Below are 24365 nucleotides of genomic sequence, written 5' to 3'. Positions count from 1 at the left end.
AAGTGACAAAATATGATTTTTCTATTGTGGGGGCAGGATTGTTTGGCTCAACAGTTGCTTATGAATTGGCAAAGCACGGTTACAAAGTAAATGTTATTGAAAAGAGGGATCATATTGCTGGAAATATATATACAGAAAATTTAGATGGAATTATTGTACATAAATATGGTGCTCATATTTTTCATACAAACAATAAAGGAATTTGGGAATATATCAATCAATTCGCTAGCTTTAATCGTTATACCAATTCACCTATTGCTAACTATAAGGGTGAGATATATAACTTGCCATTTAACATGAATACATTTAATAGAATGTGGGGCGTAACTACACCTGATGAGGCAAGAAAGGTTATTGATGACCAAACAGAGAAATATCATATTGAGAAACCTCGGAATTTAGAGGAACAGGCAATTTCTCTTGTCGGACCAGATATTTATCGTAAATTAGTTCAGGGGTATACAGAGAAGCAATGGGGTAAGAAAGCGAATGAATTACCTGCATTTATCATCAGAAGACTCCCAATTCGATTTACCTATGATAATAATTATTTTAACGACATGTATCAAGGAATACCTAATGGTGGTTATACTCAGATTGTAAAAAAAATGCTTGATAGTAGTCTAATCAGCATAAATTTAAATTATGATTTTTTTGAAAACAAATCAACTGTCTTAAATCAATCAAATAAAGTTGTTTTCACTGGAATGATTGATCAGTTTTTTGAGTATAGTTTGGGAGAATTAGAATATCGTAGTTTAAAGTTTTTAACTAAAAAGGTTCAAACCAATAATTTTCAAGGTAACGCTGTAGTGAATTACACGGATAAAGATGTACCTTACACAAGAATTATTGAACACAAACACTTTGATTTAGAGGGTATTAAAAGACAAAAAAACAAGTCTATTATTACTTATGAATATCCAATTGAATGGCACCGTGGAATTGAACCGTATTATCCGGTAAATGATCAGAAAAATAATAAGCTTTATAAAGATTACCTAGATTTGGTGAGTAAACAATCTAAAGTAATTTTCGGGGGTAGGTTAGGCATGTATCGGTATTATAATATGGATCAAACTATTGCGGCCGCGTTGCGACTTGTGCATAGATTGTTGGACAATTAGAAGGAATGTTTAAGACTAGGTGCTTTTTGATATATTAAGTCTTGAAATCAGCTATGTTAGCAGTTTCAGTAATAGAAGTAAGCTATATTTGAGTAAGTTTCAGGGAGGCAAATTGATTATAATTAGAATTTACAGAAAAGTAATTTTTTTACTTGAAAAAATTTTTTTTATTTTAAAATTTGTATGCCAGATATATGTTATGACTTGTTACAATTGGTTAATTGGGTCAAAAATCAAAAAAATGTAATGCCAATTATAGAAACTTTCACATCTCAAGAGACCAGGAAGCCTGAAAAGCCTCTCAAAACTTACATATGGGTAATGTGGTGGCAAAAGGATTCCATTCCATCGTTAGTTTTAAACAATATTAATAGAATGAAAAGAATGAGTGGGCATCAGGTTATTGTTATTAATCAGGAGAATATTCAAGAACATTTAACGGTTCCATCTATTTTTTTAGCCGAATTGAACAGGGTGAATTAAAGTTACCATTATTTTCAGACTATGTACGGAGTTCACTTCGTTATAAGTAGGTGGTGTTTGTGCTGATAGCACAATATTTATGGCTAACTCAGATTCGAATAAGTTGTTAGAAGAATCCTTTTTTACAGCAAAAGGTGGCGGTGATAGCACCCATAAATTTGTTTCTAAGCAAAGATGGACTATTTATCTAATTGGTGGGTACCCTAAATACCCTAAAAAAAATATTTTAAATTTATTCGAGATCGTAATGAATTTTATGTGGTGAATCAAATTCAACCTCCAGATTATTTTTTAGTAGATTATTTGATGGATTATGCATACTTTGTTGATATTGGAGGGCTAAGGGAAGACGTTTAAAATTTAACTAGCAATAATATTCAAATTGAAGAATTAAATAAAGTTATGAATACTCCATTTAATAATGAAAAATTTCGTAAATTACAAAAAGATACAAGTTTCTTTAAGTTGTCAAATGAAACTCGTTATTTGACTAGCATATATGAAGAGGAGACTTTTTATAATAGATTGTTTAATATCTCAAAGCAGGGAGATAAAAAGGATGAAAAAAATCATACAGAATATTAGAAATCATGTCAGACAATTATTCCCTCGAAAAAGTGTGGTAAGAAAATTAAATTTTAAATTGACTAAAATTGACAAAGCTATTTTATTTGTTGATACTCCAACAAATGGCAATTTAGGTGATCAGGCTATAGCATATGCAACGAAACGATACTTAAAAGAAAAGTTTCCCAATTATGCAATTATTGAAATTCCTAATACGGAAATTAATTCCAGTATTAAAACAATTAAAAAAAATATTTCAAAATTTGATATTGCAATCTGGAATGGTGGTGGTAACGTTGGAAATTTATATCCTTTCGATGAAGTTTCACGATGGAATTTCCTTAAACAATTTCCACAACTGCCTTTCATAATGTGTCCACAATCTGTTTTTTTTTCCGATGATGCAGCTGGACATAAATTTCTAAAAAGTTCGAAATATCACTACGATCGTGCGAATCAAGCAAGCTTTTTTTTGCGGGAGAAAAAAAGCTTTGATTATATGAAGAAAAATTTTTCCTTAAAAAAGCAATTTTTGGTTCCGGATATTGTGTTTACTTTGGAGAAGCATAGTTTTCCTTTAACAAGGATTTCTAGAAATAATGATGTATTGACACTGCTTAGAAGTGACATTGAGAAAGGTAATTTCGATTTAACTCAATTTTTGGACGTCTTGAAAAAAAGACAGATGAACATTACGTATAGTGATACTTTTAAGGCAAATAAGTTTGTTTCAGAAGCGAATAGAAAGTGCCTCTTATACGACTTTTGGGGAGAAATGTGTACTTATAAATTGATTGTTACTGACCGATTACACGGTATGGTTTTTGCATATTTAACTAAAACTCCCGCAATTGTTTTTCCAAATAACAATTGGAAAATAAGTTCAACTTATGATACTTGGTTGAAAAACTGTGGATACATTGAATTGATAGATAGTGATGACTTGAAAGTATTTGAAGATAAAATTGAAAGAGTAACGAATACCAGCTTAAAATATGCAAATGTTGCGGCTAATTTTGACAATTTTGAAAAAGAGATTAGAAAGTATCTGAGATATGAATAGAAGCAAAAAGCTCATTTCAAATTCCATAATTTTTACTGTTGGGAACCTAGGTAGTAAATTTATTTCTTTCTTCATGGTGCCTCTATATACCTATTTCATGTCAACTACTCAATTTGGTCAGGTTGATTTAGTTATTACAACTGTTAATTTATTTTTACCTGTTGTGAGTTTGAGCATGTTCGATGCAGTATTCCGATTTGTAATGGATAAAAATGAAGATAGTTCTCAAACTCTGACTTCGGGTATCTGTGTCACGATTATGATCAGTTTACTTTTATTTTGTTTTTATCCTTTATTGCGGTTAATGCATATTTCGTTTTTAGCATACTTTGTGCTGATACTAGTCATTACTAGCCTTTTTACCTTAATTCAAAATTTTGCTCGTGGTAATGGTAATTCGGTAGTGTATGCAGTTGCAGGTATTATTGATGCAATTAGCTTCGCCACTTTAAACGTTCTATTTTTAGTGTTTCTGCATTTAAATGTTCAGGGATATCTACTGTCATACTTAATTGCGATGTTTATATCTTTAATTTATGTGAGCTTTTCAATTAAAATCTGGAATTACTTTTCTCTAACAAGTTTTTCTTTATCGCTTGTAAAGAGAATGTTATGTTACAGTCTGCCATTGATACCAAATTCTTTGGCTTGGTGGTTGACCAATGATGCAAATCGTTATATTATTCTGACTTTTGTGGGAATGGGCGGCAATGGTTTGTATGCTGTCGCAAATAAAATACCAACAATATTAAATATGCTTTTTAATGTATTTACACAAGCCTGGCAAATTTCTGCTGTAGATGAATTTAGAAGCCAAGACAGTGAGGAGTATTACTCCAGTATTTTTAATAAATTACAAGGCTTATTATTTTTACTTGTCGGGGTATTTATCATCATAATAAAACCATTTATGAAGATTTTTGTATCCAGTTTATATTACGGAGCCTGGAAGTATGTTCCGTTATTATTGCTAATGTCTGTTTTTTCAAATATGTCTGCATTTTTAGGGACAACGTATTTGGCTGCAAAAAAGACAAATGGAATTTTCAGCACGACCATTGTTGGAATGTTAGTTAACTTAATCGTTAGTTTGCTTGTCACAATGAAGCTTGAAATATATGGAACGTGTATCGGCGGTACCTTGGGCTTTTTGGCCGTTATTGTTATGAGACTTATTGATTTAAGGAAAATTCTACGTATAAAAATGAACTATACTACTTTTCTAGTATCTGTTGTGGGTTGGGCATTTATGTATTTAGGACTCTTCTTACCGTTTACTTTAAACTATATTTTGGAAATATTTGGCTTGGGATTAATTGTAATTATAAATAAGAAAGTAGTTTTATCTCTAGTTACGAATATTAAAATAAGTTTGAACTATATAACAAGAAAATTTTTATAGGAATTTAGTGCCTTATTTAGAATACAAATGAATCACAGTAATCTGCTTTTAAAGATATTAGGGAACGATGTTAACAATTCGGTGCAAATAGAAAAGCGAGGCTTCTTTGCCTTGAAGATATTTTTGATTGGATTTCGAGGTATATTTATAGCAGAGATTATCGGAAGGAGCAAGCTATGAACATCTTAGTAACAGGTGGTGCCGGTTTCATCGGAAGTAATTTCATCAGATATCTGTTTGAAAATTATACTGAAGACAATGTGGTTAATTTGGACGCACTCACTTATGCGGGTAATTTAAATAATTTAGGTGGTGTTTCAGCTGATCCCCGTTATTGCTTTGTGCGAGGAAATATTCGCAATCAGGAATTTGTACACCATCTAGTATATGAATATCAGATTGATGTGATTATTAATTTTGCAGCCGAATCACACGTGGATCGGTCTATTTCAAATCCTGATACATTTATAGAAACTAACGTAGAAGGTACGATGTCGCTGTTGGATGTGGCAAAGGAAGCCGGCCTGAGATTGGTTCAGATATCCACAGATGAAGTTTACGGGACATTGGGTAAAACTGGCTACTTTACCGAGGAATCATCGTTACAGCCTAATTCACCTTATTCAGCCAGCAAAGCTTCCGCGGACATGCTGGTTAGAGCTTACTTTGAAACTTATGGGCTAAACGTTTCGATTACCCGTAGTTCAAACAATTATGGTCCACGGCAGCATCCTGAGAAGCTGATACCACGGATGATCACCCGTGGACTGGCAGGGAATACATTGCCAATTTATGGTGACGGTGAGAATGTGCGGGATTGGCTATACGTCATGGATAATTGTCGGGCGATTGATTTAGTCATGCGCCATGGGCGTGCTGGTGAAGTCTATAATATCGGTGGTCACAACGAGCGGTCGAATAATCAAATCGTGCAACTGATCTGCTCGGAGCTGGGAATCAGTGAGGATCGAATCGAGTATGTGGCTGATCGATTAGGGCATGATTGGCGGTATGCGGTGGATAGTTCGAAGATTGGGCGGGAGCTGGGATGGAAGCCGAAAGCTAATTTCAATAAGGAGTTTCATCAAACGGTTATGTTTTATTTGGGACAATGAAAAGCATTGCGAATGTTTGTTCATAATTCCGAACAGAGGAGGTTTCCCATTGCTACGATTAAATAATTTTTAATAAGTTTATAATTAGAATGAATTTTAGGCTTATTTAATTTTTATTGTCATTTAGTACATTTTGGATTAGCTTACAGCAATATTGACACCCTTTAGGGAGGAATAGTATCTATGAAGCATGCTGTAATGGTCATTGGATATGGAACAGGAGAAATTTTACAACATACAATTGATTTATTGGATGATGAGGATATTGATTTTTACATACATTGGGATAAAAAGTATTTGATTCCTAATTTAACAAGCCATTTCTCAAAAATTGAGTTCATTAAAAGGAGAAAAGCTTTTTGGGGGACAGATACATTAACTTTAATCGGGGAAAAATTGTTAGAAACTGCTTTGAATTCTTCAATAAATTACGATTATTTTCATTTGATTTCATCAAGTGATATGCCTCTTATGACAGTTAATTATTTTAAAAAATTTTTCTCTGGAAAGTCGTATGTTGGATTTGTCGAACATACAAGTGAGGAAGAACGTAGACGTATTGAATGGTACTTCCCAATTAGAAATATGAATGTGCGTAAAAGAATTAATTATTCGTTAATTATCAAGCCTTTAAAGGTAATGAACCTTTTTTTTAAAATCAATCGTAACAAGATGAATTTACCCATTGAAAAAGGTCCAGAATGGTTTTCCATAACAAGAGGGCCAGCTGAGAAAATAGTTGAATACCCTTATTTCAATCGTTTTCTACACTCATTTTTAAGTGATGAAGTATATGTGCAAAGTATATTATATAAAATGAAAGATACAGATACACAAGTTCCTGATGATAATGAACAAGCAGCAAGGTATATTGACTGGAATCGTGGAACCCCGTTTGTATTTGGTGTTCAGAATATTGAAGAATTGCGAAGCTTAGTAAATACTAAATATGCCTTCGCTCGAAAAATACAGGATGCTAAAATTATCGATGAAGTTTATAAGTAGTACTAGTAACGAACTGGAATATAAAGAACATGCCCGCGTGATCTTTTGGTTTGTTCATAGGACATGTAAGAGTATAAGAATAGTCAAACATAGACGAGGTTTAACTTTATTTTCGGATTCATAAAAGGCCTATTCATATTAAAAGACTTTTTGCTAATATTTTAGAGATGTTTATTCATCATTTTTCTTAAGATGAAGTTTACCCAATATACAAAAACCATATTGGACTACAATTTTGTGATGTTAAATACTATTATATTTAATGCATTTGTATGCGAATATGTTAAACCAGACTGATTCTGGAATTGAGTAGTGATAAGATCCTTATAGGAAATTGCAATACAGCCTTATGGATACAGCTCAAGTGGAATTTTACTTATTTTTAGATTATCCATAAACTGTCTTTAAGAAAAAAAGTGTAACGAACGAGGGTAATATGATCAAATAAAAAAGAAATGGTTTACTTGATATTTGTAGAGTGATAGCTGCGCTTGGCATTATTATGATTCATTTTTCCAGGACTTTTTTACCATACTCTTTGATAGCCGGTACCATTGCAAGACTTGGTGTGCCACTTTTCTTTATCACCACAGGTTTTTATTATTTTAGACACCATGAAAGATTAATTCATTTTGATTGGAGAGTATTTTCTAAAGCCACAAAACGGTTGATGTTTCTTTGGATTATTTGGTTCATTTTTTATTCATATGAATTGGGAGGATTGAACTTACATGGACAGAGCATTGCATTACTTGCTGTTCGTTCTTTTGGGGGGCTAAATATTTTCGCGGGCCTTCTTTGGTATTTGATAGCGGCTGTTGAGGGGCTGGTCATTACTCAGTTTATTTCTATAAAATTTGGAGAAAAAGGTTTGCTCATCACTATAATATTATCAGCTGATCTCACACTTTTATCATCAAGCTATGCAAGCTTATTAACAGGATACCCATTAATATATAAGGTAATTCATTTTATTGCCGCGCAGAATAGTTTTATTGTTGCAGTATTATGGTATTGTATTGCCATCTTCATAACTAGATACTTGGCTAAATTAATAGCAATAACGAACGCAAAGACATTATTGCTTTGTACGGTATTGTGGGGGGGAGTGAATATGTTCTGCTGCATGTTTTTCACATTACAGGAGAATCAGATGTTTACATTTTCTTGTTACCTGAAGCGATTTTTGTATTTATATGGATCCTTAAACATCCAATCTATTTAAACGCGAAAGTTGATAATTTCTTAGCTGAGTTTTCATTGTACTTGTATGTTGTTCAGATATCTGCTGGTTATATAGTTATAAAAGTTTTAGGCACTCAACAAATAAATAATTTAAAGTCCGGTCCTTGGTATTTTATTTTAGTTTTACTAACTGATATTCTATTAAGCCTTATTTTTACTTTAAGTACTTTGCTTTTTAAGAGATTGAAAAATTTGCAAGTTGAAAGTAAGTGGCTCAAATCATCGCCGAGCAATGATTGATGGCATTGTGGTTGATTGTTTGAAGATGTTAGTAAACTTATGGGCATGAAGTAAACGATTTAGTGATACGTGTGTAAATGGCGGTTAAAAAATGTAGGAAAAACGACAATTTCTCACCGTCATATTCCTACCTTTTCTGACCGCCTTTGACAACTCTCTAACAGGTCACCCAGCTAAACTGTTACGTCTTAATGAATTGAACTTTGGTGGCGCTAATTTTGATGGTACTCATCGCATTCACTCAGAAGATGGAAAAGACATTTCAACTTTCTTTGGTCAGTCTTCATTTTCAACATATGCTGTAGCTGATGAGCATGGTGTTGTTAAAGTTCAAGATGATGTTGATTTAAACCTAACTTGGACCATTAGGATGCGGTTTTCAAACAGGTGCGGGAACCATTTTGAATTACCTCAAGCCAGAATTTGGCTCATCAATTATCATTTATGGTACGGGTGCTGTAGGCCTATCAGCAATGATGGCTGCAAAGATTGCTGGGATGAACCACATTATCGTGGTTGACTTACATGATAATCGTTTGGCCTTAGCTAAAAAACTGGGTGCTACAGAAACAATTAATAGTAGCAAGGAGGATCCAGCGGCAGTTGTTAAAGCAATTTTACCAGCAGGAATTGATTATAGCCTGGATACAACTGGTGTTGCCAGTGTGATTAAACAAGCGACAGCTGTGCTGAGACCAGGTGGTAAAGTGATGTTGCTTGGTTTGGCTGGTGACGTGACCTTTAATGTTCAACAAGACATTATGGGAGAATCAAAGACGGTTGCTGGGGTAATTGAGGGAGATGCAATTCCGCAACTATTTATTCCTAAGTTGATTGATTACTATAAGCGCGGGATGTTCCCATTTGATCAATTAATTAAATTCTATAAATTCGATGATATTAATCAAGCATTTGCTGATTCTGCTAGTGGTGATGTGATTAAACCCGTTATTAAAATTGGAGAATAGAGGTAGTTTGTCTAAGTTAGACTTAGTTCGAGTCAGTTAATTTTCTTTTTTAAACGAAATGACGTGTATTCCAAGTCTTGGATACACGTCATTTCGTTATTTACTGTTCAATAATTTGTGCCAACGCGCTTCTACCTTACTTTCTCCCAACCCACTAACCGATTTCTGCGCAAACCGCCCATACTCCCTCAACTGCTGCCTATCCTCAAAGATAGCCATCAGGGTTCGGAACAAAGTATACTCATCATTCGCCGGGACCAACTGACCATTTTCACCGGGCTTTACCAGTTCATTCGGACCGTAGTTGATATCGTAACTGACCACCGGGCAAGCATATGACAGCGCCTCAAGAATCGCCATGGAGAAGCCTTCGCTGCGGCTGGTCAGCAACAGTAGGTCGGCCTTTTGATAAATTTTGCTAAGATCTTTGGTGAAGCCCATGAAGTGAACGTAGTCGGTGGCGTTATTTTGGCTGACGATTTTTCGCAAGTCTTTTGATTCGGCATACCCGTTTAGCAGATCTTCGTAGCCATAAATTTTGAAATCCACTTCTGGGAAATGCCCATGGAGTTTAATAACGGCGTTAATGGCGTGGCTAAGTTGCTTGATTTCAGTGACGCGAGCCACGGCAATAATTTGAAATGGCGTCCGAGTTTCAAAGGGGTAGTGGGTGGTCAGCCGCTTGTCTGACACGGCGGTGACTGGAATCACTTCAGTGGGGACGTCAGGGAAGCGCGCGTGAATATCATCGGCTTCAGCTTGCGTGGAGGTGATAATGTCGTCAAGCTGACCGTGTTCGATGGTGTCTTTGATACTGGTGAAGACTTCGCCATCGCGTTTAGCGTTAGTGGTAAAGGCGGCGTGGATGACTAGCATTCTACGGGGATTCTTGTGCATTAGTCCCAGTGCTTTTCCCCAGTAGTCTTCGCGGTCACAGATTAAGGTATCGTCATTTTGTGTCAGGTCGTCTAGAAAATGGGCGCGGAAGGCAGCGACTGATTGAAATTGAAAGGCCTGACTGCCGGTTTCTAGGTGAATCATTGTGAGGATTGCCTGATTGTCTGCGCCACCATGGTAGTAGCAGGTAATCACCGGCTGATGCTGATTGTTATAGTGTTGTTTAATCTGTAATTTGGCGTGGTCGTCATAGAACTCCGAGTAACTGTGAACGCCACCTTCGAAGAAGCCCCGACGGTTGGTAAAGCCAAATAGATCCAAGTAATCAACGTATGACAAGCTGCCGTGTTCTTCATGAATTTTAACCACGGGTTTACCGGCATCCAGAAGTTCATTGTTTTCAAAGGTTAGGTCTGGCAAGGTGCTGCGGATGGTGGATGCGGTGGCTTTCGGGCCGTCATACTGATCTAATTGCTGATAGTAGTGATACATATTAATGACCCGTTGGCTGATGCCCAGCTGATCCAGCGTGTAATTTGAATCCCAGACAGGCGATGCCGTAACGATCGTGGCAGGCTCACCAATTTGGTCAAACAATCTGAGCCGCCGAATTTCCGCAATTTCAATTGCTGACGGTGTTTCATTAAAATATGACGTCAAAAAGTAGTTCATGATAGTCCCCCAAAATCCCGTTAAGTGCTGTTTGATTTACATTATAATCAAATGGTTAACTGACGCAATCCATTGACCATTGCTCTATATGATTAGCCTACTACATGATTGAGACGCTTTACCACCGAAACACTTTAAACGATGTCCATTTTATTAGCACCCAAAGCTGACGTGTAGTATACTGCTGGTGTATAAAACAAACTGTGTGATTGATCAATCAAAGTATGAAATTATTTGTAGGCATAAGTATTTTCGTATTAGGGGGAGAAACAATGATAACAAATCAACGGAAAGTATGACAGTCACTGCTGATCAGCGCGACGATTTTGTCTGGCATGATGGTTGTTAATGTCTCTGCAAAAGCAGATGCAGCCGACAATTCGGACACAGTAAAACAGGCTAACACACAAACGCCAACTAATGTTCAGGATAACAGTGTCACCCTCAAAGAGGCATCACAGGGGACACAACAGACAGCAAAAGAGCCTAGCAGCAATGATGATCAAACTATAACGAAACAAGCAGCAGAAACGGCTGACAATTCGGGTCATCCACAAGGCCAGCAAGGTGCCACTAATGATGCGACAAGTGATCAACCGGCAACGACGCCTGAGAAGTCTGATTCAGCAGCTACGACAGATGTAACAGCTAGCGACACGCTGATTGCAGATAGCCAGACGCAAGTAAAGAGCAAATGGCCCAATGAATTGGCACAAGCTACAAAAATTGAACAGGAAAGTTCCGGTTTTGCACCCACAGCTGATGAATCGTTACCCATGGCTCAACTTGATGTGTTTCACTCAATGGATGCGCAAACGGGTGCTAAACTGGTGGACGATTATATCAAAACTTTGTTAAGCTCTGGTCAAACTGAGGCGAATTATTTGAAGAGCCTTGGGAAATCTACAGTGCTTTCTGATACTTATTACGACTACATCAAAGCCCAATTTCCAGATAATCCCGCTGTTGTGGCAACTATCGACGATTTGAAAGCTTTACAAAAGACTGAAATGACACCAATCGTTGATCCAACGACGCAGATCACCTGGACGCCATATCTGATTCCGGGAGAAACTGCCGAACAATGGATGTATGGTGCCACCGCATTGGGAGGCCCAACAGCTATGCAGCAGCTGGGACCGGTGTTTATTGGCTCAACACCAGCTTCGTACATGTTTCTCAACAATATTGTTGCTGCAATCGGAAGTGGAACCAATTCGGCTTCTGCCGGCTTCCCTGGTCACGCTTCAGTTCCGCCAGAAAATAGTGAAATCGATGCACCGCTGGTATTGCATGAGTTGCCGATGCGTGTCTATATTCCAACACAACCGACGCAGCCCACTGAGCCTAACAAGCCAAATCAACCGACTCAGCCGACCACGCCAACAACGCCACGACAACCTAGTCAGCCAACTGAACCAACGCAACCCAGTCAGCCAAGCCAACCAACGCAGCCATTTCAGCCTTCACAGCCGACTCAGCCGACGCAACCGAACCAATCATCCGAACCTGGTAAACCCGTTCCGCCAGCTGAACCAAGTACGCCGGGTGTCCCATCGAAAACGCTGGTTCCAGGTACGCCACCGTATCATCAAGTCGTTACCAAGCGGACAACCACAACTTCTCAAAAGGTGGTCGCTCAAAAATTGCCTCAAACGAGTGAAAATGAGCGCCAAAATTCAGGGACAGTGTTAGCTGGTCTTGCCGGTTTAATGGCGATGCTTGGTATGGCTTGGAAGAAGCGGAAATCATAGCTGAACAAATCGGGTTTAGTCCGTGTGAAGAAGCTATTAATTTGTTTAAAAGTGATAGGTTAAACCAAATTAAATTGATTAATCAAGAGATCAATTCTATTCAGAATTGGTCTTTTTTTGATTTTTCAGCAGGTCATTTCGTTGGCGTCCATCTGAGACATACTCATCAAAAATAGTTATAAAAACCAGTGCTTTTTTCGTTGACATTTTCAAACAAACATTTAATAATGAGGTTAATTTAAAAGGCTTTTATCATTAAATTTTGGGGGAGATTCTAATGCTAAATCATGAAGAGAGCGTTTTACATTATAAAATGTACAAAGCCAAAAAGCATTGGCTATTTGCAGGGCTAGGCGTTTTAATGATGAGCGGTGCTTTAATGATGGGCGGTAGCGTCACGGCTCAGGCCGATGGCACGCCACAGACTGGAGAGTCAGTGACTCAGACTCAGAGTGACGGAACTGGGTCGAGTACTGCTGCCACTGATCCGGCCACTGCTCAACAAGCACTGAAAAATTACACGGATAATAAAAACGGTGCTTATACTGATGCAGCGAATAATTTTCAGCAGAAAACGGATACGCTGAATACTGATAAACAAACGTATGATCAGCAAAAAGCGGCTTATAATAATGAACTAACGCAATACCAAAATCAAGTTGATTCGCAAGCGCCTGGCAACCAAACCAGTAATCCAGCCACGAGTAAACAGCTGAATGATATTTATGATACGGTTAAAACGGACTATGATAATTTAAATGATCAGTCCGCGACGTATAATCAGCAGGCTAACACAGCTAATCAAGCGATCAAAACGGCTGAAGACAATCTGATTGCGCTATACAATCAATTGCCAGACAGTGTCAAAACGGCTGGCAAAAACGTCGCCGATTACAACAAGACCACGGCTACCACCGCACAGAATTTAGTCAATGACTCAACCAAGGCGGCTTACGCTAAAGCGTTGTTGGCTAATCCGGCTGGTTTGAACACAATGCTGGATAACGTGCAGGGCTTGGCTGATCATTCGCCCGTTAAAGTGTCGGCCCCATCCGAGACTGCCGCAGATGGCAGCGTATCAGCCACGCTGTTCGGTAAAACCTATTCAGATAAAAACGGCGATGGCAAAATCACCTATGAAGATGATGTGTTACCGCAGGCGTTAGGTGATTTAACACATGATTTGGGTCAGGCCCAGAGTGGCTCGACTGATTTCCAAGGGGCCTATCCCGAGGTCATCGTCCTGTTTACCTACTTGAAACAAGTTGGTGATACCGCGTTACCTTACCAAAATCCTGATGGTTCAACTGGCCGAATCGAGTCCGGTCTTGCCAATAATGCCTCTAATGCTTTGAATCCCAACGGCTCAGATACCGCTGGTGCCATGAGTTCAGCTTATGCCGCCAACTTGCTGAAAACCATTGAGGATACGAAGGGCACTGTGGAGAATACCGTTAAAACCATCTGGGATGGTACCGGGATTCCATTTGACCAAGCGCAATTTGATCAGACTTTTGACCAGACGCTAAAAGACCAGGCGACTCAGATTTATCAGCAGCAGACTTCAGAATTATTGACGACGGGTCAAAACTTGTTGGCAGCCTTCAAACAGGCAGAATCTGATTCAATTTGGATGACACCTACTGGGGATGTTTTTTATGCAACGAGTGATTTAACTTCACGCCTGCAGACAGCACTGGACAAGATTCAACAGCAGGTGACTGCCGGTGCAGCCACATTAGCTAAGTTACCAGCCAGTGATAATTTCTTAACGGTTGCGTATACTCAGGGAGATTCAGCCAACGGGTTCACCCAGACGATTAGTAGTCTCTGGCAGTCGCTGTACCAGGAAATTGACAGCTACGGGATGTCACTATCGCCATTGATGAAAACGGTGATGACCAAAGAGGCGAACTCGGATCCGGATACGCAAAAGGAAACGATGGCCAATCCGCTGGATCCAAACAGTCAAATGACCAATACGACCTTTTCACCTCAATTTGTTGCGGCTCACCAAGCTATTTTTAATGCCGCGACAACCTTAGCTACGGCTGTCACTGATCTCACTAAGCAGTCAGCTGAAGTCACCAATAATTTTAAAGATGTCCTGAATACGTTATTAACGATCAATGGTAATTTTGATACGTCGTTGCCAGAATTTAGTCAACCGATTCCAACGCTATCACAGGATGAAACGACTGTTGTCGCGCCGACGCCTGTGACCTTGAATCAGGTTAACTTGACGCTGAATTACATGGATGGCAGCCATCTGGTTATGAGTGACTCAAAGGCCGTTGATGGCAATGAAGACGGGACAGTCTCGTGGACCGCGGTGGTACCGGCGAATTATGAACTGGCAAGCAATCAAGCCGCTACTGGTAACGAGGCCATTGGTCAAGCAACAGCCATCAGTGTGACGATTCAACTGGCACATCAGCACGTGACATCGACCATGACGCAAAATGTGATCACTCAGTTTGTGGCTGGCGATGGCGTTGATGCTGACAAGCTGCCCGCAACCAATACCCAGCAAATCAGCTGGACCGTTGATTATGACAAAGTGACTAATGAATGGACGGCAACGCCCGTTTCGGCCAATAGCAGTACTACCGCTGTGAGCGCCCCAGTAATTTACGTCAACGGGTCGGTGGCTTACGTGCCAGATATTGCATCAGTAGCTGGTGTGACCGCTGTGGCCAAAACCGGTACAGACACACCAGCAGCCAGTCTACCAGATGTGACTCGGACAGTGACTTACAACCTCGCTCAGTTACCTGATACTGACAGCCAAGTTGTTAATGGTAGCGCCGTGACCGACGTGACGCCAAGTGCGAAGACTTACCAAGTTCAATATGTGACTGATGACGGAACGGTGGTTGAATCAACGAAATTTGTTGGTAACCCAGGCGACATTGTTAACGCTAAGGTACCTGCTGGCTACGTTCTGGCTCCAGGACAGGCTGCTAGTCAAACGATTGGTGAGGATACCACGGCGGTCATTTTCCACATCACAACGCTGGGTTCTAGTGAAATCATTACACCTGGTGGGGACCAAACGGTTGTCCCGAATGGGGGCGATGATAATGGCCCAGCTGATGATAATCAAATCGTGACGGATGTTGGTGGCGCCGCAGTGACCGAGGATAATGACGGTCAGACCAGCGGTACGTCAGAAACCAAGCAGGTCAGTCAAACGACTAATGGCGGTCAAGCAACCGGCGTGAGTCAAGTTGCCAATGCCGGAACGGTGGTTCAAAACAGTAACAAGGCTGCGGCAAGTGCCAAAGAGCAGTTACCGCAAACCAATGAAACCAACGAAACCGCTGCTGTCGGTCTTGGTGCACTGATGTTCAGCATGTTGCTGGGTGTACTGGGATTGACGAAGCGGAAACGGGATTAATTTGAGATAAATAAGGGTTAACCTAAAAAAGTGTTCCCTAATAGCTGGACTAGAGTCTGCTATTAGGGAACACTTTTTTAATTTCGTATTTGAGTTATAAATAGTTAAGCCGAAACACCTTCGCCGGCCGGCCGGGGTGGGCCTGACTGGCCGTTCCAACCGACTCGAAAATATGCCGGTGATTCTTTTTAAAATTAGAATTATCGATATCTTCTAGTTTGATATGTCTGAAAATGGCAAACACTTGGCGGGCTTGCTTGAGGGTGAATGTCGATCCTAAAATCAGTAAAATATTGGGCTGATAATCTAATTTATTGGTAATGCGGTCACAGGCAATTTTGAGAATCCAGTCGTGATCGAAAGCCAGGGTGGTTTTCGGATCCGGCCGCCGTTCTGGCAAGGCAACATAGTAATCGGTCTGGGTGGCAATCGGGGTTGTCATGAACTTTCGCGGACCATTGGTAAAGACACTTTGCTCGCCGGCCGATGACATCTGGAACCACCGAGCATCAGTCGCACCGTAGCCAGGAGTTAAATCCGGCATCTCAGGCAGAAACGTCATGTAAGCTAGGGAAAGTGACCGCTGACCGGGGGTTCGCTCAGGATGGGTGAACGTTGCCAGCTGCTCAGTATGAAAACGTGACAGTTTTAAGCCGATTTTTTCCTGGACCAAACGCAGGGCGGCCTCATCTGCACTTTCATCCGTTCGCATCATTGTTTCGGGGAGCGCCCAGAACTGTTGGAAAGGCTGATCAGCTCTTCGGACGAGCAGCAGATTAACTTGGTGATGATCACGGTCAAAACTCCAGATGATATTGGTGATATTAATTATAAATTGCTTTGCCATCTTGATCCCCTTCCAAGTAACGCTAGTTCTATTCTACTGTAAACGGCCTGAAAATGCAGTACTGAAAGTGCCTAAAACGGTCATTTTTCATAAATTTTGGAACCGCATACATTGCTTTGAGATATGAGTTATAATGGATGTGTACTATAAAAATTGGAGGTAATCACCGATGACAAAGATTTTTGGTAGTCCATCAACGTATGTTCAAGGTAATGGTGCTTTATTTGACAGTGCTGAGGCATTGCACAAACTGGGCGCAAAGCCGGTTGTAATGGCTGATGCGACTGTTTATAAAATTGTGGGTAAGAAGTTTATTGATTACTTAGGTCAGCAAAAATTCGATGTCCGCAAAGTGACGTTTAAAGGTGAAGCATCTAATCAAGAAATCGACCGTATTTCTGGCATTGGCGCAGATTTCGGTGCTGATTTAATTATTGGTCTAGGTGGTGGTAAGACGCTGGATTCAGCTAAAGCGATTGCTGATAATCTGAAATTACCAGTGGCTATTTTACCAACGCTTGCTTCAACGGATGCCCCATGCTCACGGTTGTCGGTGATTTACACGCCGGACGGTGGCTTCGAAAAGTACCGTTTCTACAGCAAGAACCCAGACTTAGTTTTAGTGGATACTCAGTTAGTGGCTAACGCACCAGCACGGCTATTAGCTTCAGGAATCGCGGACGCCTTAGCAACCAATGTTGAAGCTCAGGCAGTGGCTCAGGCTAACGGTCAAACCATGTTGAACGCTAAGCAAACCTTAGTGGGTAATGCGATTGCTGAGAAGTGCGAAGAAACGCTGTTTGCATACGGGACACAAGCGCTCGATGCTGCTGAAGCACACGCCGTAACGCCAGCCTTAGATAAGATTATCGAAGCAAACACGCTGATGAGCGGTGTTGGGTTTGAAAGTGGCGGTCTGTCAGCTGCTCACGCTATCCATAACGGACTGACTTCGCTCTCAAATGAAGCACTGCACGAAAAGACCCACGGCGAAAAAGTGGCCTTTGGGACTTTAACTCAGTTATTCCTTGAAGGCCGCGACACGGAAGAAATCAACTCTTACTTAGAATTTGATTTAGCCCTCGGGTTGCCAACGACCTTTGCTGATTTAGGTATCGCCGATGTTTCGGACGAAGACTTATTACAAGTTGGTAAAGTTGCCACTGCACCAGGTGACACGATGTCTGAAATGCCATTTGAAGTTACGCCAGAAGACGTTGTCGCAGCCATGAAGGGTGCCGACGCTTACAGTCGTGCTATTCAGGGACTTGCTTAATTTGAATGAATCATGATTAACGTGTCAATACCATGAGTTTCGGGGAATCATCAACCGGAACTCATGGTATTTTTTTAGCCCTCATTCAAGTGAATATTAATTGTTAAAATCAACTAATCGCGGTAAAATAATAGCCGTCTAAATAGGCAAATTTGAACCGTTTTGCGAGGAGGGGAAGAACATTAAAACTCAGAGTCGCGCTTACCGTATTTCAATTTTATCGTTATTTATTGCAATTGTTTTTATTCAGAGTATGGTGCCGTTTTTAGGGTATATTCCGGTGGGACCGTTTAGTATTGTGATCATCCAGGTGACGGTGGTCATCGCTGCTGTGTTGCTTGGACCGAGAGATGGCGCCTGGGTCGGCTTTACTTGGGGCCTGATTAACTGGATTCGAGCCTTCGTTTGGCCAACCAGTCCAATGGCGATTTACGTCTTAGTTAACCCCATCGTTTCGGTGCTGCCACGGCTGTTAGTCGGCCTCATCAGTGGCTGGGCACTGCTGAAAATGGTGCGTAACGTTCATGACGCCAAAATCTGGCAGCTGTCACTAGCGGGAATTATCGGCTCGTTAGTCAATACGGTGCTGGTATTAGGCTTTATGGCGGGCATGTATTACATGGGCTGGCTACCGTTGGACAAACTGAACGTTCAAGCCTTCATGCCGTGGCTGCTTGGTATCATGGCAACTAATGGGATACCCGAAGCGATTATGTCCGGCGTTTTGGTGCCATTGATCAGCAAACCGCTGCTGAGATATGTAAAGTAAAAATTCCATGAGACCGTTTGTCAAAATATAGCTCCGCTAGTGCATTTCTGCTATACTTAAGGTTCTAAGAAAGAAGCGGAGGAAATAATTATGAAGATCGTGGTATTAGCGGGTGGTCGCTCAACGGAACGCAACGTGTCCCTGTCTTCTAGTGCTAAAGTAGCTAACGCACTACGGCGTAAGGGCTATGAGGTTGCTCTTGTTGATTTATTTTTAGGTTTACCAGATGCAACCGATCAATCGATGGCGGCTTTATTTACCAGCCAGGAACAGGACGTCAATCTTAATATCTCGGATGAGATTATGACGGATGACGTGATTAACGCCTTGCGTCCGGATGGGACGACTCAGTTATTTGGCCCGAACGTGCTCAAAATTTTAGCCATGGCCGATATTGTTTGGGTCGGCCTGCACGGTGGTGACGGCGAAAACGGTAAGGTTCAAGCTGTCCTCGATTTAAACAACATTCCGTATACGGGTAGCGGTGCCTTAGCCTCAGGAATTGCCATGGATAAGAGTGTTTCTAAGGAAATCATGCTGTATAACGGCATTCAAACGGCCCGGTTTGTCAATATTCGCAAGGAAGATTCCGGTACAGTTGTGCTGCCATTCGGTTTTCCAGTTGTGATCAAACCTGCTAATGGCGGTTCCAGTGTTGGGATGTACATCGCCAAAAACGACGATGAATTCAAGCAAGATTTAAAAGAAGCCTTTCAGTTTGACGATGAGATTCTGGTTGAAGAATACATCGATGGCCGTGAGTTCTCCATGGCGGTTGTCAACGGCAAGGCGCTCGCAGCGATCGAAATCATCGTAACGGATGGTTGGTACGACTTCGAACACAAATTTGTGACGGGTAACACCACTAAATTTGTGACACCACCAGATATTCCTGATGACGTGCATGATGAGATGAAGCAGATTGCCTTAAAGACGTTCAAAGTATTGGGCTTGAGCAATTATGGCCGAATCGATTTTCTTTGGAACGATAATGGCTTATACGTGATTGAAGCCAACTCGTTGCCAGGAATGACGCCACTGTCTCTGATGCCGCAAGAGGCTGAAGCCGATGGCATTCGTTATGATGACCTGTGTGACCAAATCGTTCAGGGTCAAGTTCAAGCGTTGGGATTAAAGAAATAAATAAAAAGTTGTCAGTCATTGAACTGACAACTTTTTTTATTTCGACCTAATAGTGAAACCTTCTAAGGTAACGCGGTCACGGCCACGCTGCTTTGATAAGTACAGGCTTCGGTCGGCTGATTTATAGATGTCGTGGGCATCATATTGATATTCTCGGCTGTTGGCTTGGCCAACGGAAACGGTGATATTGAACAGTAAACCGTTGACTTCAAAATCAAGCCGGTTAATTTTGTGACGAACTTGGTTGGCTAATTGACCAGCAAAATCACGGTTTAAGCAGTCAGCTTGAACAATCAAGCAAAACTCCTCGCCGCCAATTCGATAAGCGGTGGTTTGAAAAGAAGTGCTGGCTGCAAAATGCGCTAATTCCTGGGCAACTGCTTTCAAGACGGTATTACCTACCAGATGACCATAGTTATCATTGACCCGTTTAAACAGATCAATATCAAATTCAAACACCGCATAGGGCTCTTGGGCTGTCTGGAATCGCTTGTGGGCGGTCACCAGATCTTCACTAAACTGGGTAAAGTTATTCAGCTGTGTAAGGCCATCCAGTTTACTCAGCGCAATATTGCGTCTGTTTTGTTCGAGGATCCGGTTAGAGGCCAATGTATACTCAATTCCCGTCACGCTGAGAATGATCAGCGCGCTCAACTGCCGAATCCAAAAATAGGGATCGGTTGGAGCGCCATAAACGCTGGCAATCAGACCAAGTGAAACGGCGGCCAGGAGGTCTAACCCGAGGTACATCGTGATGGGATGCCTGAATAGCCGCTCGCCACCGAAATAACTGACGAGCAGGACTAGGATCAAGGCAAAGCCGAGGATGGCGGTACCGTCCCCAATTTGGGGAGCGTAGAGCAGGATATAAAAGAGTGTCAGTCCTACTTCTATCAAAACCTCCTGCCAGATCTTGAGATAAACGTTAATCAAAAACGCACTGACAATGATCACGTTTAGAAATGACCAGTGCAAGCCAAAGGCGTTTGGCGACAGGGTGCTGTTAAGCCAAGACTGTCCCCAAAGATAGGCAAAAAATAACGTACAAAGGATCGTCTCCAGCGAGGCCCTAAATCGGGTGATCCACGGGCCGGAAAGCTCTTCTAGCCAGAACAGGAAGGAAATTGAACCGCACAGGACAATTATATTTGTAATCAACGAAAGAATAAATGATGCCCAGATATCTATTGGCCCCATAGCAATTGCTCCTTTGCTGATAATTCAGTCATCTGTTTTTATCATAGCAGAAGACTACATTGTTTTAAACATCACCATTTTAATTTTGACTGTTTCGCGGTTGATTTCAGTTAGAACACAAAAAGCGCGCATGAAGTCAACTCATCGTTGGTTTCATGCGCGCCACTATTCTATGCTACTTAGGCTTCGTCAGAGTCGGATTCGGGATCCGTTTCCGGGGCTGCCTTGATTAATTTCAATTTTTTCTTATTGATCACAACACGGTCGTGGTACTTATCCAAAATTTCCGTATCGTCGCTCTTAAAAGTGATCATAAAGGAATTTTGGTACGCTTTATCAATGAACCCGGTAAAGTCTTGGCCTTCTAGTTTGAAACTGACTTGATCGCCAATTTTCATTGAACTCATCTCCCAAAATTAAACATTCATATAAGTTACTCGAATTTTAGTGATTTGTCAATGAATTCGGCTCTTTTTACATAAAAAGATGGGGTTATTCACTTTTTGTAAGGGCTTACGGTTGAAGATTCACTTATCACTCGATATAATTAGATTTGTAACATAGGACTATTCTATCTGAGTTATTGCTGAAGCGGTTTTGAGCCATAACTCGGGTTAGGCAGTCAGTTGATGTGGGTTTTATCACAAGTCTAGTCATTAATGTTAGGGGGGGTATCATGTTAAATGCTGGTTTAACCGTGTTAGGCCTATCACGGTTTCAGTTTGCCATGACGACAGTGTTTCACTTTTTCTTCGTGCCATTTTCAATTGGTTTAGCATTCGTTGTCGCCGTCATGGAAACAATGTACGTGTTCAATAAAGATGAGGCCTATAAGAAGATGGCCCAATTCTGGGGCAAGATGTTCTTATATAGTTTCGCAGTTGGTGTTGTGACTGGGATCATTCAAGAATTCCAATTTGGAATGAACTGGTCTGAATACTCACGGTTTATGGGTGATATTTTTGGGGCCCCATTAGCCATTGAAGCGTTGGCTGCCTTCTTTATGGAGTCAACTTTCATTGGTTTATGGATGTTCACCTGGGAACGCTTTAAGCCGGGCATCCATGCACTGTTTATCTGGCTGGTGGCACTTGGGTCATCGCTTTCTGCGGTTTGGATCTTAGCTGCCAACAGTTTCATGCAAAATCCGGTGGGCTTTGCCATCAACAAATCGACTGGCCGGGTCGTCATGACCAGTTTCAGTGCCGTTGTCACAAATCCGCAGCTGTGGTTGGAATTACCGCACGTTCTCATGGGGGCTGGCATTACCGCTTCATTCGTTGTTGCGGGCTGCTCAGCATGGCGTCTGTTAAAGAAGGATCACGAATCCTTCTACCGGAAGTCATTGAACGTAGCACTCGTTATCGGGTTAATTGCCAGCCTAGGTTCCATTGCTTCTGGTGATTTCCAAACTCGTTATCTGATCAATCAGCAGCCGATGAAGTTTGCCGCAATGGAAGGGCTGTACAAAGATTCAACGAATAAAGGTGAGTGGGCCATCTATAGCAGTTTCAACACGAAACAGCATAAGACCACGTCATCGTTAGATGTACCCTATGTTTTGAATATTTTAAGCTATCATAAATTATCCGGTACCGTTAAGGGGCAAAATACCGTTAACAAAGAACTCCATGCCACTTATGACAAGAAGTTCGGTAAGGATATGAATTACTACGTACCAACCAAGACGTTATTCTGGAGCTTCCGGATCATGGCGGTTTCTGGCGGTTTGTTTGCTCTGATTGCGATCGTGGGGTTATTCTTCAACCGCAAGAAGTCACAGGCTATTATGAAGCAGCGCTGGTTCCTCTACATTATGGGACTCATGCTGTGGCTGCCATTCATCGTTAATACAGCCGGCTGGTTCGTGACTGAATTTGGTCGCTATCCATGGGTCGTTTACGGCCTGCTGACCATTGCGGACGCGGTGTCACCAACGTCTACCGTGGGCTCGCTGCTCTTTACGAATATCGTTTACTTCTTACTATTTGCAGGATTGGGACTTGTCATGATTGTGCTATCCCACCGTGTGCTCAAAGCTGGGCCTGACGCCGTCGACATGAACGGCTACTCAGCAGAGGATACTAACGGCAAAGTCGAAGATCCTTACGGAACGGAGGCGTTTAACCATGACTAGTCTTCAAATTCTTTGGTTCTTACTCATTGGCGTGCTGTTTAGCGGTTTCTTCTTCTTGGAAGGGTTTGACTTCGGGATCGGCATGGCCGTTCGGTTCTTTGGTAAAAACAGCGCCGAACGTGATGTCATTATTCAAACCATCGGCCCGCATTGGGACGGTAATGAAGTTTGGCTGATCACGGCCGGCGGTGCCATGTTTGCGTCATTTCCAATGTGGTATGCATCCCTGTTTTCAGGCTACTATCTCGTTTTGTTCTTGATCTTAGTCGCCTTGATTTTCCGTGGCGTGTCATTTGAATTCCGCGCCAACATGAAGACTGCGACCTGGCGGAACTTCTGGGAATGGGCTGCCACGCTTGGCAGTTTCTGTGCCGCCTTCTTATTTGGGATGATGTTTACCAGTATGATCGAAGGGGTCCCAATGGATGCCAAGGGTAACATCTTCGGCAGCTTCACCACTTACGTGAACTGGTTCTCACTGGTTGGCGGTGTTGCAGTCAGCCTGATGTGTTTTATCCACGGTCTGAACTTCTTACAGCTCAAGACGTTAGGGACGCTGCGTGACCGGGCACAGGCTCGGAACAAACTCTTATACCCCGTCTTAATTGTGGGGGAAGTGCTGTTCGTTGTGCTGCTGTACATTTCAACTGACTTCTTTGCTCAAAAACCGGCCACTACTTGGTCAATCTTGATCGTCTTAGTATTATTGACTCTGATTGCCTGGTGGGGTGTTTTGAAGGCTCACAACTGGACGGCCTTTATTGCCAGCGGGCTGTCACTGATCAGCGTCGTGGTTTTGATCTTCAACGGGTTATTCCCACGGGTGATGATCGCCACTAACAGCGCCCATTCAATCCTGATCAAAGATGCTTCTAGTTCACCATACACGCTACACCTCATGACAATTATTGCGTTCTCAGTACTGCCAATTGTTTTAGTTTACTTCATTTGGAGTTACTGGGTCTTTTACAAGCGGCTTAAGAGTCCTAAGGCTGCCTAAGCATTCAGCGAGTGAATTTGAAATCCCCGGGATCAATTCAGATCGCGGGGATTTTATT

General features: G+C 41.4%; 19 protein-coding genes and 1 pseudogene. 16 read left to right on the top strand and 4 right to left on the bottom strand.

Annotated features, from left to right (window positions below; translation table 11 throughout):
• Positions 1-2: 2 nt before the first annotated feature.
• The 9 genes and pseudogenes from glf to IWT5_RS05755 all read left to right on the top strand — a co-directional run bounded on the left by glf (position 3) and on the right by IWT5_RS05755 (position 9215).
• Positions 3-1127: a UDP-galactopyranose mutase gene (gene glf / locus IWT5_RS05795; protein WP_089109016.1), complete on the top strand. Its 1125-nt coding sequence runs from the start codon at positions 3-5 to the stop codon at positions 1125-1127.
• Between the two features lie 183 nt (positions 1128-1310).
• Entirely contained in the window at positions 1311-1610 is a 300-nt protein-coding gene (locus tag IWT5_RS12460) for a capsular polysaccharide synthesis protein (protein WP_089109015.1), read from the top strand.
• Positions 1611-1671: 61 nt separating this feature from the next.
• Positions 1672-1875, top strand: a pseudogene (locus tag IWT5_RS12455) (hypothetical protein); the annotation flags it as partial.
• A gap of 294 nt (positions 1876-2169) precedes the next feature.
• A complete protein-coding gene (locus IWT5_RS05780) occupies positions 2170-3240 on the top strand; it encodes a polysaccharide pyruvyl transferase family protein (RefSeq protein WP_159459296.1) in 1071 nt (356 codons plus the stop codon).
• Positions 3233-4642 (top strand): lipopolysaccharide biosynthesis protein, encoded by a 1410-nt coding sequence (locus tag IWT5_RS05775; protein WP_089109012.1) that lies wholly within the window; start codon positions 3233-3235, stop codon positions 4640-4642. Before IWT5_RS05780 ends, IWT5_RS05775 begins: the two co-directional genes overlap by 8 nt.
• A gap of 176 nt (positions 4643-4818) precedes the next feature.
• Positions 4819-5757: a dTDP-glucose 4,6-dehydratase gene (rfbB, locus tag IWT5_RS05770; protein ID WP_089109011.1), complete on the top strand. Its 939-nt coding sequence runs from the start codon at positions 4819-4821 to the stop codon at positions 5755-5757.
• Positions 5758-5940: 183 nt separating this feature from the next.
• A complete protein-coding gene (locus tag IWT5_RS05765; protein ID WP_089109010.1) occupies positions 5941-6762 on the top strand; it encodes a beta-1,6-N-acetylglucosaminyltransferase in 822 nt (273 codons plus the stop codon).
• Positions 6763-7231: 469 nt separating this feature from the next.
• The gene (locus IWT5_RS05760) at positions 7232-7987 is read left to right on the top strand and encodes a hypothetical protein (protein WP_369688573.1); all 756 of its coding nucleotides are present in this window, start codon (positions 7232-7234) and stop codon (positions 7985-7987) included.
• A 661-nt stretch (positions 7988-8648) separates the two neighbouring features.
• Positions 8649-9215, top strand: coding sequence for a zinc-binding dehydrogenase (locus tag IWT5_RS05755; protein WP_225360237.1), 567 nt, complete (start codon positions 8649-8651; stop codon positions 9213-9215).
• A gap of 96 nt (positions 9216-9311) precedes the next feature.
• Here the strand turns inward: IWT5_RS05755 and IWT5_RS05750 are convergent, their stop codons facing one another.
• Positions 9312-10784 (bottom strand): glycosyltransferase, encoded by a 1473-nt coding sequence (locus IWT5_RS05750; RefSeq protein WP_089109008.1) that lies wholly within the window; start codon positions 10782-10784, stop codon positions 9312-9314.
• Between the two features lie 335 nt (positions 10785-11119).
• Between IWT5_RS05750 and IWT5_RS05745 the strand changes: the two genes are divergently transcribed.
• Together IWT5_RS05745 and IWT5_RS05740 are read left to right on the top strand one after the other, a co-directional pair.
• Entirely contained in the window at positions 11120-12538 is a 1419-nt protein-coding gene (locus IWT5_RS05745; RefSeq protein WP_089109007.1) for an LPXTG cell wall anchor domain-containing protein, read from the top strand.
• Between the two features lie 277 nt (positions 12539-12815).
• A complete protein-coding gene (locus IWT5_RS05740; protein WP_089109006.1) occupies positions 12816-15938 on the top strand; it encodes a KxYKxGKxW signal peptide domain-containing protein in 3123 nt (1040 codons plus the stop codon).
• A 94-nt stretch (positions 15939-16032) separates the two neighbouring features.
• Here the strand turns inward: IWT5_RS05740 and IWT5_RS05735 are convergent, their stop codons facing one another.
• Positions 16033-16785: an NUDIX domain-containing protein gene (locus IWT5_RS05735; RefSeq protein WP_089109005.1), complete on the bottom strand. Its 753-nt coding sequence runs from the start codon at positions 16783-16785 to the stop codon at positions 16033-16035.
• Positions 16786-16954: 169 nt separating this feature from the next.
• Here IWT5_RS05735 and IWT5_RS05730 point away from each other — a divergent pair, with 169 nt between their 5' ends.
• From IWT5_RS05730 to IWT5_RS05720, 3 genes are all read left to right on the top strand, one after another.
• Positions 16955-18061 carry a glycerol dehydrogenase gene (locus IWT5_RS05730; protein ID WP_089109004.1) on the top strand — a complete coding sequence of 369 codons (1107 nt, stop codon included), beginning with the start codon at positions 16955-16957 and terminating at the stop codon, positions 18059-18061.
• Positions 18062-18314: 253 nt separating this feature from the next.
• Positions 18315-18830: an ECF transporter S component gene (locus tag IWT5_RS05725; protein WP_439959082.1), complete on the top strand. Its 516-nt coding sequence runs from the start codon at positions 18315-18317 to the stop codon at positions 18828-18830.
• A gap of 90 nt (positions 18831-18920) precedes the next feature.
• Positions 18921-19973, top strand: coding sequence for a D-alanine--D-alanine ligase family protein (locus IWT5_RS05720; RefSeq protein ID WP_089109002.1), 1053 nt, complete (start codon positions 18921-18923; stop codon positions 19971-19973).
• Positions 19974-20009: 36 nt separating this feature from the next.
• Here the strand turns inward: IWT5_RS05720 and IWT5_RS05715 are convergent, their stop codons facing one another.
• Both IWT5_RS05715 and IWT5_RS05710 read right to left on the bottom strand, forming a co-directional pair.
• The gene (locus tag IWT5_RS05715) at positions 20010-21170 is read right to left on the bottom strand and encodes a GGDEF domain-containing protein (RefSeq protein WP_089109001.1); all 1161 of its coding nucleotides are present in this window, start codon (positions 21168-21170) and stop codon (positions 20010-20012) included.
• 179 nt (positions 21171-21349) lie between these two features.
• On the bottom strand, positions 21350-21568 hold the full coding sequence (locus IWT5_RS05710; RefSeq protein WP_089109000.1) for a DUF2187 family protein: 219 nt from the start codon (positions 21566-21568) through the stop codon (positions 21350-21352).
• 278 nt (positions 21569-21846) lie between these two features.
• Here IWT5_RS05710 and IWT5_RS05705 point away from each other — a divergent pair, with 278 nt between their 5' ends.
• Positions 21847-23307 (top strand): cytochrome ubiquinol oxidase subunit I, encoded by a 1461-nt coding sequence (locus IWT5_RS05705; RefSeq protein WP_089108999.1) that lies wholly within the window; start codon positions 21847-21849, stop codon positions 23305-23307.
• Positions 23300-24307 carry a cytochrome d ubiquinol oxidase subunit II gene (cydB, locus tag IWT5_RS05700; protein WP_089108998.1) on the top strand — a complete coding sequence of 336 codons (1008 nt, stop codon included), beginning with the start codon at positions 23300-23302 and terminating at the stop codon, positions 24305-24307. Before IWT5_RS05705 ends, cydB begins: the two co-directional genes overlap by 8 nt.
• Positions 24308-24365: the final 58 nt, after the last annotated feature.

The organism is Secundilactobacillus mixtipabuli (assembly GCF_002217925.1).
In the GTDB taxonomy this organism is placed as follows: domain Bacteria; phylum Bacillota; class Bacilli; order Lactobacillales; family Lactobacillaceae; genus Secundilactobacillus; species Secundilactobacillus mixtipabuli.
This window is presented reverse-complemented; position numbering and strand designations above follow the sequence as displayed.